General features: G+C 69.1%; 12 protein-coding genes. 5 read left to right on the forward strand and 7 right to left on the reverse strand.

The genetic code is table 11. The features are described 5' to 3' along the window. The 3 genes from AB0F17_RS11280 to AB0F17_RS11290 all read right to left on the reverse strand — a co-directional run bounded on the left by AB0F17_RS11280 (position 1) and on the right by AB0F17_RS11290 (position 2,616). Positions 1 to 954 carry a radical SAM/SPASM domain-containing protein gene (locus AB0F17_RS11280; RefSeq protein ID WP_358019908.1) on the reverse strand — a complete coding sequence of 318 codons (954 nt, stop codon included), beginning with the start codon at positions 952 to 954 and terminating at the stop codon, positions 1 to 3. A gap of 545 nt (positions 955 to 1,499) precedes the next feature. Continuing rightward, a complete protein-coding gene (locus AB0F17_RS11285) occupies positions 1,500 to 1,973 on the reverse strand; it encodes an ATP-binding protein (protein ID WP_358019911.1) in 474 nt (157 codons plus the stop codon). A 25-nt stretch (positions 1,974 to 1,998) separates the two neighbouring features. Beyond that, positions 1,999 to 2,616 carry an ATP-binding protein gene (locus AB0F17_RS11290; RefSeq protein WP_358019914.1) on the reverse strand — a complete coding sequence of 206 codons (618 nt, stop codon included), beginning with the start codon at positions 2,614 to 2,616 and terminating at the stop codon, positions 1,999 to 2,001. A gap of 361 nt (positions 2,617 to 2,977) precedes the next feature. On the opposite strand from AB0F17_RS11290, the gene AB0F17_RS11295 reads away from it, so the two are divergent. Both AB0F17_RS11295 and AB0F17_RS11300 read left to right on the forward strand, forming a co-directional pair. After that, positions 2,978 to 3,838 carry a helix-turn-helix transcriptional regulator gene (locus tag AB0F17_RS11295; protein WP_358020863.1) on the forward strand — a complete coding sequence of 287 codons (861 nt, stop codon included), beginning with the start codon at positions 2,978 to 2,980 and terminating at the stop codon, positions 3,836 to 3,838. Positions 3,839 to 3,882: 44 nt separating this feature from the next. Continuing rightward, positions 3,883 to 4,122, forward strand: coding sequence for a DUF397 domain-containing protein (locus AB0F17_RS11300; protein WP_358019917.1), 240 nt, complete (start codon positions 3,883 to 3,885; stop codon positions 4,120 to 4,122). A 168-nt stretch (positions 4,123 to 4,290) separates the two neighbouring features. On the opposite strand, the gene AB0F17_RS11305 is transcribed toward AB0F17_RS11300, so the two are convergent. After that, on the reverse strand, positions 4,291 to 5,580 hold the full coding sequence (locus AB0F17_RS11305) for an AlkA N-terminal domain-containing protein (RefSeq protein ID WP_358019919.1): 1,290 nt from the start codon (positions 5,578 to 5,580) through the stop codon (positions 4,291 to 4,293). A gap of 91 nt (positions 5,581 to 5,671) precedes the next feature. Between AB0F17_RS11305 and AB0F17_RS11310 the strand changes: the two genes are divergently transcribed. Beyond that, positions 5,672 to 6,940 carry an MFS transporter gene (locus tag AB0F17_RS11310; RefSeq protein ID WP_358019922.1) on the forward strand — a complete coding sequence of 423 codons (1,269 nt, stop codon included), beginning with the start codon at positions 5,672 to 5,674 and terminating at the stop codon, positions 6,938 to 6,940. Here AB0F17_RS11310 and AB0F17_RS11315 read toward each other — a convergent pair. Then, positions 6,921 to 8,852, reverse strand: a complete 1,932-nt coding sequence (locus tag AB0F17_RS11315) for a protein kinase (protein ID WP_358019925.1) — start codon at positions 8,850 to 8,852, stop codon at positions 6,921 to 6,923. The two genes, AB0F17_RS11310 and AB0F17_RS11315, sit on opposite strands and share 20 nt — an antisense overlap. A gap of 39 nt (positions 8,853 to 8,891) precedes the next feature. After that, positions 8,892 to 10,802 carry an amino acid transporter gene (locus AB0F17_RS11320; protein WP_358019928.1) on the reverse strand — a complete coding sequence of 637 codons (1,911 nt, stop codon included), beginning with the start codon at positions 10,800 to 10,802 and terminating at the stop codon, positions 8,892 to 8,894. A gap of 364 nt (positions 10,803 to 11,166) precedes the next feature. Here AB0F17_RS11320 and AB0F17_RS11325 point away from each other — a divergent pair, with 364 nt between their 5' ends. Both AB0F17_RS11325 and AB0F17_RS11330 read left to right on the forward strand, forming a co-directional pair. Further along, a complete protein-coding gene (locus AB0F17_RS11325; protein WP_358019931.1) occupies positions 11,167 to 11,979 on the forward strand; it encodes a DeoR/GlpR family DNA-binding transcription regulator in 813 nt (270 codons plus the stop codon). Then, entirely contained in the window at positions 11,976 to 15,590 is a 3,615-nt protein-coding gene (locus AB0F17_RS11330) for a glycosylhydrolase-like jelly roll fold domain-containing protein (RefSeq protein WP_358019934.1), read from the forward strand. The genes AB0F17_RS11325 and AB0F17_RS11330 overlap by 4 nt, the downstream gene beginning before the upstream one ends. Here AB0F17_RS11330 and AB0F17_RS11335 read toward each other — a convergent pair. Further along, complete coding sequence (locus AB0F17_RS11335; protein WP_358019937.1) at positions 15,587 to 16,468, reverse strand: AraC family transcriptional regulator; 882 nt, start codon at positions 16,466 to 16,468, stop codon at positions 15,587 to 15,589. The genes AB0F17_RS11330 and AB0F17_RS11335 overlap by 4 nt on opposite strands. Positions 16,469 to 16,537: the final 69 nt, after the last annotated feature.

Here is a 16,537-nt window from a genome sequence, read left to right on the forward strand (position 1 = left end):
TTACTTGTCTGTGGGGCGGCACTTGTTGGGGTTGCAGTTCATTACAGGCTTGCAGTTCTGATCCTTCGGCGCGCATGGCCCGCAGGTGTAGTTCGGCCCGCAGTTGTTCGCCGGGCGGCAGTTGTTCTGCGGCTTGCACGACGGGCTACAGTCCGGGCTGCACGGGTCCGGTCGGCATGGCCGGGCGCGCGCCCCGAACTCCTCTTGTAGTTCGCTCGCGATCTGGGCGAACTTCTCGCCTATGAGGATATCCGGCAGAGATGCCTGCCGGACGTTACCGGCGGGCAGCCAGCGGGAGAACACGCATGGCCAGACTTCTCCCGTGGGTGAGATGGCGACTTGTCGGTTGCCGCAGTTGCCGCACAGTTGTTCGGGGCCAGGGCCCCTCTCCCGGACTCCGCGTCCGACTTCTCGAAGGTTGTCGTAACCGATCGCCGGAACGCCCAGCCGCTCCAAGGAGGCGATGGCCTGAGAGGTGCGCTGCTTGTTGAGAACCCCGATGACGCCGGCACGCAACGGAATACCCAGCTCTTGCGCGCGGGCGATGTTCTTCGTTGTGATCTTGTAGGAGGGGCGCTTGGTGATCGCCTCGTGTTCGTCGGGCTGGTCGGAGTAGTAGGAGGTCGCGAGTCGGACCCCCGGCAGCCGGAAGGTCTCCCACATCGCCGGTGTGACATGGACGAGGTTGGTATAGATCTCGACCTCCATTCCGCTGTCGAGGGCGTGTCGTACGAGCTGGGGCAACGCCGGGTGCAGCGTTGGCTCACCCCCGATGAACTGCCCCATTGTCGCGCCGGCCTCGCGGGTCTGTCTGATGACGCGCTGCCAGTCGGCGACGGTCATGGTCCCGTGGGTGCCGCTGGGCCCCGACGAGGCGTAGCAGTGATCGCAGGCGAGCTGGCACTTTCCTGTGATCTCCCACCATGCGAAATCGAGAAGATTGAGCTTGCGCAACGTACCTCCCGTTGGTTTCGGCGGGCCTCGCAGGACCGCGTCTTATAGCAGCTAAAATCTCCGAAATCTTCATTGAGTTGATCCGGCCTCGACGTTAAGGCGATAACAGAGATGGGACCATGCGTGGCCGAAGTTCAAAGTGCACACACCTGCTGGCGGGACGGAAAATAGGCGGCCACCAGCTCTATACAATCCTCCTAACTTGCTCTTTAGCGGACTTAGAGATCTATAGCTCGTACTTCATACGACACGACCGAAAAGCAGGGCGAGCCACATGTCATTTGCCACATGAAGAGGCCAGCGATCACTCTCGTGAATGATGGTCTTCCCGGCCCGGTGAGCCGTCCGGCGAATGAACCGCGACCCGCCGAGCGTGATCAGTTCGTAAAAGACCTCCGTGCAGTCGCAGGTCCATTTCATAACCCGGCCGTCCGGCTCGCCCCGGCGTGGAGAGTGCCATGCCAGTTGGTCGTAGTGCGACTGCACGACCGACACGTGGGGTGCTGTGCAATGAGGGGGAAACCGCCAGTGACCGAGCACCCAGCTCACCTCTTCACCTCAGGCTCTCTGCGCCCGACCCCGGCCATCACGCCTTCCCCAGCGCAGACAGGCACGGCCTGACCCGTGAACGTCTCCGCCCAGACCGCGCGCTGTCCTGCGCCCAACAGGCGCACACCCCACTTGAACGAGATCTGCTCGACCAGCCACAGACTCCGCCCCTGACAGTCGTCATCGCCGGACACCCGCGATCGAGGAACCGTGACCTCCCCGTCATCGGTCACCTCAACGCGAACGATCTCGGCATCAACGGCGACGACCTCCACCGTGACCACCCCGCCATACAGCCCGGAGGCAGTATGGATCAGCGCATCGGTGACCAACTCGCTGACGATCAGCCGTGCATTCTCCGCGTCCCGGTGCCCAGCCACCGTCAGCATCTCTCCGACGCAGTGACGAGCCACTGCCACCGACTGCGCCACCCCCGGCAACACGACTTCACCAAGAAACCGCTCATTCACCACGCCACCTCCCATCTCTGCACTGTCACGACGAGCGGGAGGGCAACGCGGGAGCATGTCCGTCTGAGCCTGCTTGCCCTCCACCAGTCACCGCCCGGGCCCCTTGCTCTGCTGGAGATACGTCCATCAGTGCCCAGACCACCGAGCGCCCGGCGTTCAACTGGCGTACTCCCCAACGCAGGGCAAGGTCGCCGACCAGCCACAGCCCTCGGCCCCCCTCGCAGTCGGGGGTACGTTGAGCCGGCCCTGTCGCGGCCCCTTGGTCGGTCACCTCGACGCCGACCAGATCGTCTCCGGCCTCTTCGATCTCGACCCGCACTCGCCCGCCGTTCAAGCCCGAGCGCGAATGCACGATGGCATTGGTAATCAACTCGCTGACCACCACCAGCACGGCATCGATGTCACGGCAGCCTGCCCCGGCCAGCACTGCCGCCACACACCGCCGCGCAACCGGCACTGACGCCCTTACGCCCGGCAACCAGAACCCACCCAAGGCCCGGCTCACAGCAACACCGTCTGAACCAGTCGCTCGGCTGCGTTCTCCTGAGCCGCCGTCACGCGACACCTCGACCAACGGCCCCACACGAAGAACCAGGTTCCCCGTCGTTGCTTCGCCCGGACCCGTATCCCTACCGATCGCCACGCCACCAGCGCCAGAGGCTCGGTTGTCGCCAGCCGCACCCTCGCGTGGACGACCAACCTCGCCAGATCAGCGGATAGATACGACAGATGCACAAGTTCTGCCGAGAACGAGGTGTACGTACCCCTTGCCTGCTCGTCGGTCATCACGTCGCAGCCCTTCTGATCTTCGGCAGCGGGTCCGAGCCACCGTGCTCTCCGAACTGCCTAACGCCGGGTGGTGCGCCTCTCGTAACTGGCTTTGATGTTCCATCATGTCGCCTCAGGCTGCAAGAGGATCTGTAAATTTACACATCACTTCTTAGGCCGACTGGCACGCTAAGATGCGTGCTGACTTGGCACATGTGGGGATACTGGAGATCTTGATGCCTCGACAAGGCCCGACAGTGCGACGCCGACGGCTAGCAGGTGAGTTGCGCAGGCTGCGCGAGCGAAGCGAGATGACCATCGAGGCCACCGCCGAGCGCCTGAAGTGGTCGATAGCAAAGGTCTCGCGCATCGAGACTGCACGTACCGGCATCACTGCGCCCGACCTCACAGCCATGCTTGATCTCTACGAAGTGGACGACCACCGGCGCGAGGCATTGCATGCGCTTGGTCGGACCGCACGCAAGCGCGGCTGGTGGGATGCATACGCCGACTCAACACCCAGCGACTACGCCACATATATCGAGCTAGAGGCCGACACGGCCTTCATGCGGAGCTTTGATCCGCTGATCGTCAACGGGCTTCTACAGACCGAGGATTACGCCCGGGAGATCATCCGGGCTGCGCTGATGGCCCTATCACCACCCGCCGAAATCCAACGACGCGTCGAAGTCCGCATGACCCGACAGCAACTCCTGCTGCGGGAGGACAGCCCGCTCCGCTTCTGGACGATCATCAACGAGTCGGTGCTCCGCCAGCAGGTAGGAAGCCCAGAGATCATGGCTGCGCAGTACGCCAAGCTCGCAGAGTGCTCCAAGCGTGACAACGTCACCATTCAAGTGCTCCCCTCCTCCAGGGCTGCCCATCCAGCGACCGCCGGGCAGTTCGCCATCATGGAGTTCCGCGAGCCGTACGATCCCGAGGTGGTGTATGTCGAGAGCATGACGAGTAGTCTGTATGTTGAGGGTGAAATGGAGATATATCGCTACACGCTTGCGTTTGACCATCTCCGAGCAATGGCGTTCGACCCTGAGGAGTCCAGGACGCTCATCTTGGATCTGGCCAAGCGGTCATCTTGAGACGAAACTGCCCGCTTACCACATAGAAAGCCCAGGTGCCCCAAGTGGACCTGTCTAGCGTCAAGTGGCTCAAGAGCAAGCGCAGCGGCAACGGCGCAAATTGCGTCGAGGTAGCTGCCGTGGACGCTCAGCTTCTGTCCGGCGACAAGGCTGAGACTTCCGATCGATTGTTTCTCGTACGCGATTCCAAAGATCCCGACGGTCCTGTCCTCGCCTTCACTCCGGCCGAATGGCGTGCATTCGCCGAAGGGCTCAAGGACGGCGAGTTCGATGAGCTGAACTGACTTTCTCCGGCTAAGGCAGTGCCCGCCCTCTCCTCTAGAGGGCTTTGTGTTTCCATAAGGTTCAGGGCTTTACCGTCCGCCGGACGGGCCGAGGAGCGGGACCTTTTCCGTTTCGTACAGGTGGAGATCACCGGGACCCTGAGCAAGTGGCGGGCGGCCAAGGCCGCTTTAAGTGAGGCTGTCGCCGTGGGCCATCAGGTGAACCGCCGCCAGGGCCTGCCACGGCCGCCATTGTCCGGCGTCCGACGGGTGGAGGCCGAGGTCCGCGAGCGCCGCGCCGAGCGACGGGTCGGCCGCCGGGAACGCCGCGCGCCGCCCGAGACGGAACCCGACCTGGTCGTCCACGTCCGTGCCGTCACCGATGGGTTCCAGCTCGGCGAGCGCGGTCGCGTCCGCCTCGGGCAGGCCGAGCGCGGTGAGCCCGGCCGGGGTCATCGCCTCCGGGGCGGGGAAAATATGGGTCAGGCCGCCGGGCAGCCCGGCCACGGGCGTGCCCAGCTCCGTCACCATCGCCTCCATCCAGCGGGCGGCGCCCCCGGGGGCACGGTCCAGCAGCGCCCGTACACCGAGCTCGTACGAGCTCCACGCGCCCGGCACGACCAGGCCGGGACGCTTGCGTACCAGCGGGCCGAGCAGCGGGTCGGCGGAGAGGGCGGTGATCCCGGCGGAGTGGTCGGTGTCGATGCCGAGCAGCCGCCCGACCCGGCCCACCACGTGGATCAGGCCCTCCCAGTACGGCAGGTGGGCGCGCAGCAGGAGATTCCCCTCGCCGTGGGGTGAGATCTCCAGGACTCCGGGTGCGCCGTCCACGGTGACCGTGCGCCGGTAGGTGTCACCCTCGATCGCCTCGATCCCGGGCGTCGCCCGGACCGCGAGGAAGGTCCGTACGGCATCCCAGTCGTAGCCCGGCAGGACCGGCAACCGCAGCGCGAGCCCGCCGTCGGCGACGAGCCGGTCGGCGCGGCGCCGGCGCGCGCGTAGCTCGGTCGGCGACGCGCGGAACACCTCCCGCATGATCCGGTTGAACTGCCGCAGGCTCCCGAACCCCGACGCGATGGCGATGTCGAGGGCCGTGAGGTCGGTGTCGTCGAGCAGCCGGCGGGCGAAGTGCGCCCGCCGCGACCTGGCCAGTTGGTCCGGACTGGCACCCAGGTGCTTGAGGAACAGTCGGCGCAGGTGCCGGGGCGACAGGCCGACCCGCTCCGCCAGCACCACCTCCGTGCCGTCGTCCAGCACGCCGTCGATGATCAGCTGCCACGCCCGGCACACCAGCTCCGGCGCGTCGGAGCCGAAGGGCCCGGCCACGCGGTAGGGACGGCAGCGCAGGCAGGCCCGGAACCCGGCGGCCTCGGCGGCGGCGGCCAGTTCGAAGGTCCGGTTGTTCTTGGCCAGCGGCTTCGCGCCGCACCCGGGCCGGCAGTAGATGCCGGTGGTGACGACGGCGGAGTACGTGGTCATGGCCCTACATGTACGCCATCACCGGCGAGACTGCCGTCGAATCCGGACATATGGCCGAATCTTGGAGACCGCTTTCCGTACGGTCAAAGCCGTGACCCTCAACCGGCAGGCCCCCGAACAAGACGGCACACTCCTGAAAAATCGCGACTTCATGCTCTTCTGGACCGGGCAGAGCATCAGCGACCTGGGCGCCGCGGTCACGACGCTGGCGGTGCCGCTCGCGGCCATCACCATACTGCGTGCCTCTACCTTCGAGGTGGGGGTGCTGACCGCCTTCAGCACGGCCGCCTGGCTGGTCATGACGCTGCCCGCCGGGATGATCGCCGACCGGGTGACCAAGCGGCCGCTGATGATCGGCTGCGGCGTGGCGCGGGGCGTGGTGGTGGCCTCGGTCCCCGCCGCGGCCGCGCTGGGCCAGCTGACGATGATTCACCTGTACGCCACGGCCTTCCTCGTGGGTTCGATCAATGTCGTCTTCGAGATCGCCGGCCAGAGCTACCTGCCGGTCCTGATGTCGCGGCGGCGGCTCATCGAGGGCAACGGCAAGATCGCCACGACCAACGCGGTGGCCGTCGCCGGCGGCCCCTCCCTGGCGGGCGGCCTGATGACGCTGCTGAACAGCGCGGCACGGGTGATGGTCGTGGACTGCCTGTCGTACGTGATCGGCATCGTGACCCTGCTGCTGATCCGCAGTCCGGAACCGCGGCCCGCCGACCGAGGGGACCGGAGCATGCGCAGGGAGGCGGCCGAGGGAATCACCTTCGTCCTGCGGCACCCGGTGCTGCGGCGCGTCGTGGCGTGCAGCGCGATCTCCAATCTCTGCGACGCCATGGTCACCACACTCGTCGTCGTCTTCCTGCTCGGCGATCTCGGCACCGACCCCGCCACGCTCGGGGTGGTGCTGGGGCTGGGCAGTGCCGGCGGGATCGTGGGCGGCGTGCTCGCCACGTCGTTCGCGCGCTGGGTGGGCGCGGGCCGGGCGTTATGGGCGGGGAAGCTGTACCTCGGGGGGTTCGCGCTCCTCGTCCCGATGGGCGGGCCCGGCTGGGGAGTGCTGGCCGTCGCGGCGGGGTTGTTCGCCTCGCGGCTGTCCACCGTCGCGTACAACGTGCTGCAGATCGCCTTCCGGCAGTCGATCTGCCCGCCCGAGCTGCTCGGCCGGATGAACGCGAGCATCCGGTGGATGATCCGCGGCGCGATGCCGATCGGCGGTCTGCTGGCGGGGATCCTCGGCGCCTGGCTCGGCGCCCGCGCGACCCTGGCCGTCGCGGTGACCTGTTCCTGGCTGGCGGTGCTCTGGCTGGTGTTCTCACCGCTGCGGGGACAGCGGGAGATGCCGGTCACGCCGGATTGGTCTTGATCACCTTGCCGTTGACGTCGGCCACCAGGTAGGCCGTTCGGTATTTGTCGCCCACATAGATGAGCATCGAATTGTGGACGCCGCTCACGAAGGAGAAGGAGGGATCCACAAGCACATAGTGGGTGGTGGGCTTGGGGACGCCCAGATCCTTGTCCGCCTTGCGCAACAGGGCGGGGAGGACGTCCCAGTTGAACTTGGCCAGATCCACCGGGGTCTCGTCCGTGCTGCCGCCAGTGCCCTGGTTCGCGGCTGCGCCGTCACGGTAGGTGAAGCTGTCGTAGATACCCTTCTCGCCCTTGACCGGCGCCTCGACGCTCGCGTACTCCGAGTACAGCGCCAGCCGGAAGACCTTGGTGCCGCCCATCATCGGCTTCAGCCTGGAGATCATGGTCCGGACCCCCGCCGGGGTCAGCAGGTTGCCCGGGTCGGCGGCCTCGGTGGGCTCGCTCGTGCTCGTCTTCGTGGATTTGGGAGTGGGTTTGGGGGTGGATCTGGTGGCGGAGCTGGTCGGCTGTCCGGACTTCAGTGACTGCGGATCGTCGTCGGCGTCACCGTTCACCGTGGGCAAGAACGTCCACACCAGCACGCCGACCACCACGACCACGGCGGCGGACACCGCGACCACGGCCGGGTGGGCGCCGCGCCGCGCGCGGCGGCGGCTCGTGGGTCCGGTGACCGGGCGCGGGAGTGGCGGGCTGGTGTTCTGCTGGGGGTACTGCGGACCGGTGCCGAACTGCGGGCCCATGCCCGAGTACGGGCCCATGCCCGGCTGCGGGCCCATGCCTGACTGCGGGCCCATGCCGGACTGCGGGCCCATGGGCGGCTGCGGGAACCGCGGACCGGTGGGCGACTGCTGAAACGGCGGGCCGCTGTTCGGCTGCGAGAACGACGGGCCGGTGGGCGACTGCGGGTAAGACGGGCCTGTGGGCGACTGCTGGAACGGCGGGCCAGTGTTCGGCTGCGGGAACGGCGGGCCGCTGTTCGGCTGCGCGAGTGGCGGGCCCGGGGCCCAGCCCGGAGGCGGAGGCATCGACGCGGGGGCGTCGGTCACCGAGGCGAGCATGCGGTCCAGCGCCTCGCCGTCCGGCCGCGCGGCCAGGTCGCGCGTGAGCACGTAGCCGAGCACGGGACCGAGCGCTCCGGCCCGCTGCGGCGGCGGCACGTCCTGGTTGAGCACCGCGGCCAGCGTCGCCAGCGTGGTGGCCCTGCGTAGCGGATGGCGGCCTTCGACCGCGACGTACAGCAGCATCCCCAGCGACCACAGGTCCGAGGCCGGATCGCCTTCATAGCCGTTGATGCGTTCCGGCGCGATGTACTCGGGCGAGCCGATGAACGAGCCGGTCGCCGTCAGGCTGGTGGACTCGCGGACCGCGGCGATGCCGAAGTCGGTGAGCACCGACCCGCCGTCCGGCCGCAGCAGGACGTTGGCGGGTTTGACGTCGCGGTGCTGGATGCCGACCGCGTGCGCGGCCCGCAGCGCGGACAGGATCTCGCGGCCGAGCCGCGCGGTCTCCTGCGGCGTCATCGGGCCGCGTTCGAGGCGTTCCTGAAGCGAGCCGCCGGAGACCAGCTCCATGACCAGCCACGGGTAGCCGCTGTCGCCGTTGTCCACGATGTGGTGGATGGTCACGACGTGCGGGTGGTTCAGCCGGGCCAGGGCGCGGGCCTCGCGGAGCACCCTGGCGCGTAGCTCGCGGGCGGCCTCGGGGTCACGCTCGTCCATGTCGGGGTCGGGCGGCCGTACCTCCTTGAGCGCGACCTCCCGGTGCAGGGCCACGTCCCAGGCCCGCCAGACGAGGCCCATGCCGCCGCCGCCGAGCCGTTCCACCAGCTCGAATCGGTCGTCGATCACCCGTCTGCGCATGCAGAGCAGCGTACTGCCGTCAGCCTCGCGCAGGATGGTCCGTCTCATATACGGATTTTCCTGTCATCGGCGCCTGTCAACCGGACTTCAGCCGACGTGGACGTGCGGTCTGCGTTCGAGGTCCGGCTCGGCCTTGCGGAGGACCTCGCGAGTCAGCGCCGGTACGTCGCCACCGCCGAAGACCAGGTAACGCAGCATCGCCACGATCGGGTTGCCCTCGGCCCAGTGGAAGTAGATGTGCGGCGCGCCGCCGGTGCGGTCACGCAGGTAGATCAGGAGCGCGGCCAGCGCGTTGGCCACGGCCGAGCTCTCGATGGTGAGGATCTGGTGGCCGTACCGCTCCTCGCCCTTGACGCGCAGCTCGGTCTCGAACTCCGACGCGTCCGGCACCGACACCTCGACGAACAGCACCGGCTCGGAGCTGCGCAGCCGGTGGTTGATCCACGTCTCGCGCAGCTTGTCGTTGTACTCGTTCTGGTCGCGCTGGTGCGGCTCGTTCGCGATCACATGGATCTCGCCGCACGCCTCATTGACGAACTCCTCCGCCAGCGGGTCCAGACGCACCTCGGTGACCCGCAACTCCGTGGAGCGCGTCGCCCGCGAGATCAGCGACGTGACGACGATGGCGGCGATGAAGAACGAGGCGATCTTCACGCCGTCCGGCCGCTCGAAGACGTTGTCGACCAGCGTGTAGGCCAGCACGGCCGCGATGACGCCGAACCCCGCCGTCGCCCGGTGCTGCCTCTTGGTCCGCGCCGACAGCGTCACCGCGACCGCCGCCGACAGCATGAGCACCAGCACGCCGGTGGCGTACGCGCCGCCCTGGGCGTCGACGTCGGCGTGGAAGATGATCGTGATGGCGAACCCGATGAGCGAGAAGACCAGCACGAGCGGCCGTACGGCCCCGGTCCACTCCGGCGCCATGCCGTACCGGGGCAGGTATCGCGGCACCAGGTTGATCAGGCCCGCCATCGCCGAGGCCCCGGCGAACCAGAGGATCGCGATCGTGCTGACGTCGTAGACGGTGCCGAACCAGTTGCCCAGGTACTGGTGGGCCAGGTAGGCCAGCGCGCGCCCGTTGGCCTTGCCGCCCTCCTCGAACTCGTGGTGCGGGATGAGCACGGTGGTCACGAAGCTGGAGAAGATCAGGAACACGCTCATGATCAGCGCCGCGACCGTCAGCAGCCGCCTGGTCCCCGCGATCCGCTGCGGGATGTCCCCCTTGACCACCGGCATCACCGCCACGCCGGTCTCGAACCCGGACATGCCCAGCGCGAGCTTGGGCATCACCAGCAGCGACAACCCGATCATCGCCAGCGGACTGCGGTAACTCGTGCTCAGCGCCTGCTTCCAGTCCACGACCACCTCTGGTGCCTCCAGCACGTGCGCGATCGCGGTGCCCACCACCACCGCGTTCAGCCCGAGATAGACGAAGACGAGCAGGACGGCGATGCCGATGGCCTCGCTGAACCCCATCAGGAACACCCCGCCGAGCAGCGCCAGCAGCACCAGCGTGACGATCACCCGCTGTCCGGACAGGAAGTCGGGCACGAACGGGTTCTCCAGCAGGTGCGCGGTGGCGTCGGCGGCCGACAGCGTCATCGTGATCACGAAGTCGGTGGCCGCGAACCCGAGCAGGGCCAGCACGAAGATCTTGCCCCACCACTGCGGCGCCAGCTTCTCCAGCATCGCGATCGAGCCCTGCCCGTACGGGCTCTCCTCGGCCACCCGCCGGTAGACCGGCAGCACGCCCAGCAGCGTCAGGGCCACCAGGAACAGCGTGGCCAGCGGCGACAGCAGCCCGGCCGCCAGCGCGGCGATGCCCGGCTGGTAGCCCAGCGTGGAGAAGTAGTCCACGCCGGTCAGGCACATCACCCGCCACCACGAGTGCTTCACGTGCGGGCCGTGCTCGATCTGCTTACGGTCGGTCTGCAGCCCTTCCAGCAGCCACGACCGCAGCGTCCCCTCCGTAGCGACCGGCCGTTTCGCCAGCACCATCCCGGTCACCCTCCATCAACATCCCGCACTAGGCACATTAGTGAGGAGAGATGGGTGTTTTGCCTGGTGAGGGCGTCAAGAAAGCGTATATATCGCGGCTGGCAACCTACCAAGCCGGATGTGAAAATAACAGCCGCCGCGATGCTCCGCCCGCCGAGCCACTCCAGCCAGCTTGAGCTGGGACTTCATCTCCGATGACCGCTCGCCGGTCCCAGCGGGATGTGACGAGATAGGGCTCTTTGTAACGCTGGACAGCGTGAGAATCACATGTCAATGTTAGATCGCGTTATGCTCCCTCCGCTTCGCGGCAACCCCTTCCGGAGACTCCCATGACCGTTTCCCCGCGCACGGGCGGGCTCAAGGGATGACCGACGACAGGGAGCCCCGGCAGGGACCCGCGCGGCGGCAGGAGGCCATCGCGGAGCGGATCCACGCCAAGGGCGAGCTCGCGGCCGCCGAGCTGGCCGAGCTGTTCCAGGTCAGCGTGATGACGATCCATCGCGATCTCAACGAGCTGGAACGCCAGGGGATCGTGCGCAAGCTGCGCGGCGGCGTCACGGCGCAGCCGTCCAGCGTCTTCGAGAGCAACGTCGCCTTCCGCGAGAAGTCGATGCGCAGGGAGAAGGACGCGATCGCCGCCAGGGCGGTGGAGCTGGTCGAGCCCGGCATGGCCGTCATACTCGACGACTCCACCACCAGCCTGGCACTGGCCAGGAAGCTGGAGCCGCTGGCGCCGCTGACCGTCGTCACGAACTTCCTGACGACGATCGAGCTGGTCGCGGGCATGCCCGGCATCCGGCTGATCGCGCTGGGCGGCGACTACGACGCACTGCACAACTCCTTCCTCGGCGTCTCCTGCACCGACGCGGTCGCGGCCTTGCAGGCGGACCTGTGCTTCGTCTCCACCTCGGCGGTGACCGGCGAGTACACCTACCACCAGGAGCAGCACATCGTGCCGGTGAAACGGGCGATGCTCGCCTCCGCGACCCGCAGCGTGCTGCTGATCGACCACACCAAACTGGCCAGGACCGCGCTGTACCGGGTCACGAGCCTCCGGACGTTCGACCATGTCATCGTGGACGGCGGGGCCCCGCCGGAGGCGCTGTCCGGCCTCGACGAGCTGAACCTGTCCTACGACGTGGTGGCCGTGGCCACCTCCCCTTTGGAGCTGCCATGACCCTGCCGGCCCAGCTTGCCGACATCCTGCGTCACCCACCCCGGGCGTACTCCCCCGCGGCCATCTGGTGGTGGAGCGGCGAGCGGTTGAGACACGACCGGCTGCGCTGGCAACTGGAGCGGTTCGCCGAGGGCGGCGTGTGGAACCTCGTGATACTCAACCTGGCGCCGTCGGGACCGATGTTCGGCTCCGACGCCGATGACCCGCCGTTCTTCTCCGAGGACTGGTGGGCCCTGCTGGAGCAGGTGTGCGCCAACGCCGAGGAGCTGGGGATCTCCCTGTGGTTCTACGACCAGCTCGGCTTCTCGGGCGCCGACCTCCAGGCCCGGCTGGTCGGCGAGGAGCCCCGCTTCGCCGGCCGGTGGCTGTCTCCGGACGGTTCGGTGACCACCCGCGGCTTCGACTACCTGTCCGCGGAGGCGTGCGCGGCGCTGATCGACCGCGTGCACGGCGAATTCGAACGCCGGTTGGGGCACCGGCTGGGCGGGGTCATCGCCGGTTCCTTCCAGGACGAGCTGCCCTCGCTCCCCACCTGGTCCGACACCTTCGCCGTGGAGTTCGAGAAGCGCCGGGGCTACGACCTCACCCCCCAGCTGCCGCTGCTGTGGACGGACGGCGCGGGCGCGGGCGAGGTCCGCCGCGACTACCAGCGCACCCGGGCCGAGCTGGCGGAGGAGGCGTTCTTCCGCCCGCTGGCCGCCTGGCACGACCGCCACGGCCTGCTGAGCGGCTGCGACCAGCAGGACCCCGCCCGCGCCGGGTACCCGGTGGAGGGCGTCCAGTTGTACGCCGACTACCCGCGCACCCACCGCTGGTTCAGCGCGCCGGGCTCCGACCACCACGGTGACGCGCGGGTGCACTCCTCGCTGGCCCACCTGTACGACCGGCCGCGCACCTGGATCGAGGCGTTCCACTCCAGCGGCTGGGGCGGCACGCTGGAGGAGACCTTCGACTGGCTGCTCCCCTGGCTGCGGGCCGGAGCCACGCTCTACAACCCGCACGCCGTCTACTACACGACCAAGGCCGGATGGTGGGAGTGGGCGCCGCCGTCCACGGACTGGCGCCAGCCGTACTGGCGGCACCACCGCGTCTTCGCCGACGCCGTCACCCGGCTGTGCGCGATCCTCTCGCTGGGCCGGCACGCCTGCGACCTGGCGGTCCTCATGCCCACCGCGACCGTCCAGGCGAGCACCCGGCTCGACGGGGTGGCGGCGGAGGCCGCGCGGGCGCAGGAGGTCTACCGCGAGATCGTGGGCGAGATGGCGTGGTTCCGGATGCGGCCCGGCGTCCTGGACCGGCTCGGCCTGGACGCCGACGTGATCGACGACGACTCGGTCCAGCGGGCCACCGTCAGGCCCGGCGCGGGTGGGACCTTCGCGGCCCGGACCCGGCTGGAGGTCGCCGACGAGTCCTATGGCGTGATCGTGCTGCCCGCGTGCGTCACGCTCGATCCGGCCACGGAAGCAGCGCTCGTGACGTTCGCCGACGAGGGCGGGCTGGTCGTCGCCGTCGGCGCGCGCCCCGACGGCCCGCTGCGCTCGCGCGTCCGCTTCGCCGCGACGACGGCCGACCTCGGCCCGCTGCTGTCGCCGCTGCGCCGGGTCGAGGCGCCGGTTCCCCCGCTGGTACGGGAGTTCGACGGGAGCACCATCGTCTACCTCCAGGCCACCTTCCCCATGGCGAGCCGGGTGTCGGTCGAACGGCCCGACGACCGCGGCGCCGACCAGGGCTGGGACTCGGCCACCATCGACTTCGACCCCGGCCGGTACGCCGCCGAGATGCCGGTGCGGGTGCGCGGCGTCTCGGGGACGCCGCTGCTGGTGGACCCGTTCGGGGGTGGCGTGCGCGCGTTGCCGTACACGGTGGAGGGCGAGCACACCGAGGTCGTCGTGCCGTTCGACGCCGGTCCCGCCGCGCTGCTCGTCTTCACCGGCGAGCAGGTGGCGGCGCCCGAACCGGCCGCGCCCCCGACGCGGGAGCTCGATCTCGGCGCCGGTTGGGAGATGGAGCTCGTACCCACTCTGGACGACACCTGGGGCGACCTCGGCCACTCCGGGCCGGTCCTGCATCGCTGGGAGGTCGAGCACCGCGTGAACGGCCTGAACTGGCGGCCCGCGTACGCGACGTACGGGTCGCACGGCAGCTCGCGGATCGACGGCGGCGAGTGGCGGCCCGTGGTGTTCTCGACCTCGCGCGGCATCAGGAAGGACCCCATCCACCGCCGCACCCTCGGGCCCAAGGGTCACGTGCCGGAGGAGTTCCTGGACTTCGGCGAGGTGGCCATGGGGAAGAGCGCCTGGTTCAGAACCGAGCTGACCGTGCCGGAGCACGGGTTCCTCGCGGTCGGCGCCGCGGCCGTCAAGGCGGTGCGGGTCGACGGCCGTGACGTCGAGCTGGACGACAGGGGCTACCTGGCGCTCGCCCGCCTGCCGCTCTCGCCCGGCAGCCACCTGCTGGAGGTCCGGCTGGTGCCCGAGGACGACGGGTGGCTGCGCGCGCACGTCGCCGTCGTGACCAGCCCCGAGCACTACCTGCGCCCGGAATGGATCACCGGTCCGGCGGGGCCGGCCGAGCTGACCGCCGCGTTCATACCGAAGGGCACGGTGCTCCAGGTGGCCTCGATGACGGCCTGCCAGGTGCTGGTCAACGGGGTGGAGATGGGCCGGCAGGGCGGGTTCGACCCGTACGCCGACGAGCGCAAGCCCCGGGTGCGCCGCTACAACCTGGCCGGAGTGCTGCGGCCCGGCGCGAACGAGGTGACCATCCGCGTGGGGGACGGCGCCGAGCCGGTCCTGGTCGACGGCTGCGTCACCTCCGGGCCCGGCTGGTGGGCGGTGCACGACGGCGAGCGCGCCCCGGCCGAGACCCGCAGGACGCAGTACCACGACCCCGCCGCCCTGCACCTGCCGCGCCGCCCGCACCCGCTCCCCGGCACGGCCTGGCTGTCAGGGGGCGAACCGGACAGCCCCGCGTCGCCGGTCGTGCTGCCGGTCGTGCTGGCCGAGGAGGGTACGGCGGGGCGCGTCGAGTGGCTGCGCTTCGAGGTCCCGCCGGGCGCGACCGCCCTCCGGGTGCCGTTGCGCGGCTCGGCCGAACTGCTGGTCGACGGGAAGACGGTGGCGGAGGGCTCCGGCTGTCTGGAGGCGTCCCTCGACGGGCGGGCCGGGCCGCGCGAGGCCCTGCTGAGTGTGGTGACCGAGCCCGGGTACACCGGCGGCGCCATACTCACCGGCCCGATCGAGATCGAGACCGGCCCCGGCCCGATCGAGCTGGGCGACTGGGAGCGGGCCGGCCTGCCGGAGTACAGCGGCGGCGTCCGCTACCGCCGCACCGTGCGTCTCGACGAGCGCCCGGACACCGGCCTCATGGACCTCGGCCGGGTGCGCGGCACCGCGGAGGTGCTGGTCAACGGCCAGTCGTGCGGGATCAGAGTGTGCTCGCCGTACCGGTTCGACGTCGGCGCGGCGCTGCGGGCCGGTGAGAACACGGTCGAGGTCGAGGTGTACGGCACGCTCGCGCCGCATCTCGACGCGGTCAGCCCCACACACTTCGTCTTCCCGGGACAGCGGGCGAGCGGCCTGTACGGTCCGGCCCGCCTGCTGCTCGGCTAGGTGCGGAACCGGTTGCGATAGGTGGTCGCGCTCAGCCCGAAGTACGCCTTGAAGCGGCGGGCGAAGTGGCTCTGGTCCGGCCAGCCCACCGCCCGGGCGATCGACGTCACCGGCTCGTCGGTACGCAGCAGCAGGTCGGCCGCGGTCTCGACGCGCAGCCGCCCCAGGTAGGCCATCGGCGGCAGCCCGGTGGCCGACTTGAAGAGCCGCACCAGATAGGCGGGACTGAGCGCCACGGCCCCGGCCAGCTCGGCCAGCGTCCAGTCATGGGCGAGGTCTCCTTCCACCATGCCCACCACCCGCATGGCCGTCGGATGCGTCACCGAGCAGTCGGCCGCCGCCCCGTCCTGGCCGGTGCCGACGGTGCGGGACAGGTGCCCGAGGAAGAGCGAGAGCCAGCCGATGACGTCGGCCCGGTGCTTCTGGATGCTGCGGTCGCGCAGCCGGTCGAGCGCCTCCAGGTAGCCGACGCACGTACGCAGATCAACTTCCTCCAAGTGGGTGGTCAGCAGACCGCGGCGCTGCAACGAGTGCGGCCCGGTCCAGAGCAGGTAACCCAGCCGGGGGTCCTCTCGCGTCCAGGACAGCTCGTTGCGGAGGAGGTCGGTGCCGACACAGCAGTTGTACAGGGCGAGCCGCGCGCAGTCCTCGTACCCGTGCCAGACGCCCGGACGCAGCAGGACGACGTCCCCGGCCTGCAGTTCCTGCCGTCCCGACGAGGAAAGGTGAACGCCCGTCCCGGCGACCACGACGGCGATCTCCACGAAGCTGTGCGTGTGCACGGGCTCCTCGCCCTGGTGCGTGTATCGCCGCGCGTAGGCGGGCGAGCCGTCGGTGATGAAGAGCAGGCCGCGCGACAACTTCAGGGGGGTAGCCACCACAGCAGCCACCTTAACCACCTGGATTGACATCAATTTCGTCCGAGTCAGACGTGTTTAGTGCTATCT

It is taken from the genome of Nonomuraea sp. NPDC026600, assembly GCF_040638335.1.
In the GTDB taxonomy this organism is placed as follows: domain Bacteria; phylum Actinomycetota; class Actinomycetes; order Streptosporangiales; family Streptosporangiaceae; genus Nonomuraea.

What these genes read in the sequence shown, in the direction of transcription:
- AB0F17_RS11295 (WP_358020863.1), top strand. Translation starts at nt 2,978, where the DNA reads ATGCCTCGACAAGGCCCGACAGTGCGACGCCGACGGCTAGCAGGTGAG.
- AB0F17_RS11320 (WP_358019928.1), bottom strand. Translation starts at nt 10,802, where the DNA reads ATGGTGCTGGCGAAACGGCCGGTCGCTACGGAGGGGACGCTGCGGTCG.
- AB0F17_RS11325 (WP_358019931.1), top strand. Translation starts at nt 11,167, where the DNA reads ATGACCGACGACAGGGAGCCCCGGCAGGGACCCGCGCGGCGGCAGGAG.
- AB0F17_RS11330 (WP_358019934.1), top strand. Translation starts at nt 11,976, where the DNA reads ATGACCCTGCCGGCCCAGCTTGCCGACATCCTGCGTCACCCACCCCGG.
- AB0F17_RS11315 (WP_358019925.1), bottom strand. Translation starts at nt 8,852, where the DNA reads ATGAGACGGACCATCCTGCGCGAGGCTGACGGCAGTACGCTGCTCTGC.
- AB0F17_RS11305 (WP_358019919.1), bottom strand. Translation starts at nt 5,580, where the DNA reads ATGACCACGTACTCCGCCGTCGTCACCACCGGCATCTACTGCCGGCCC.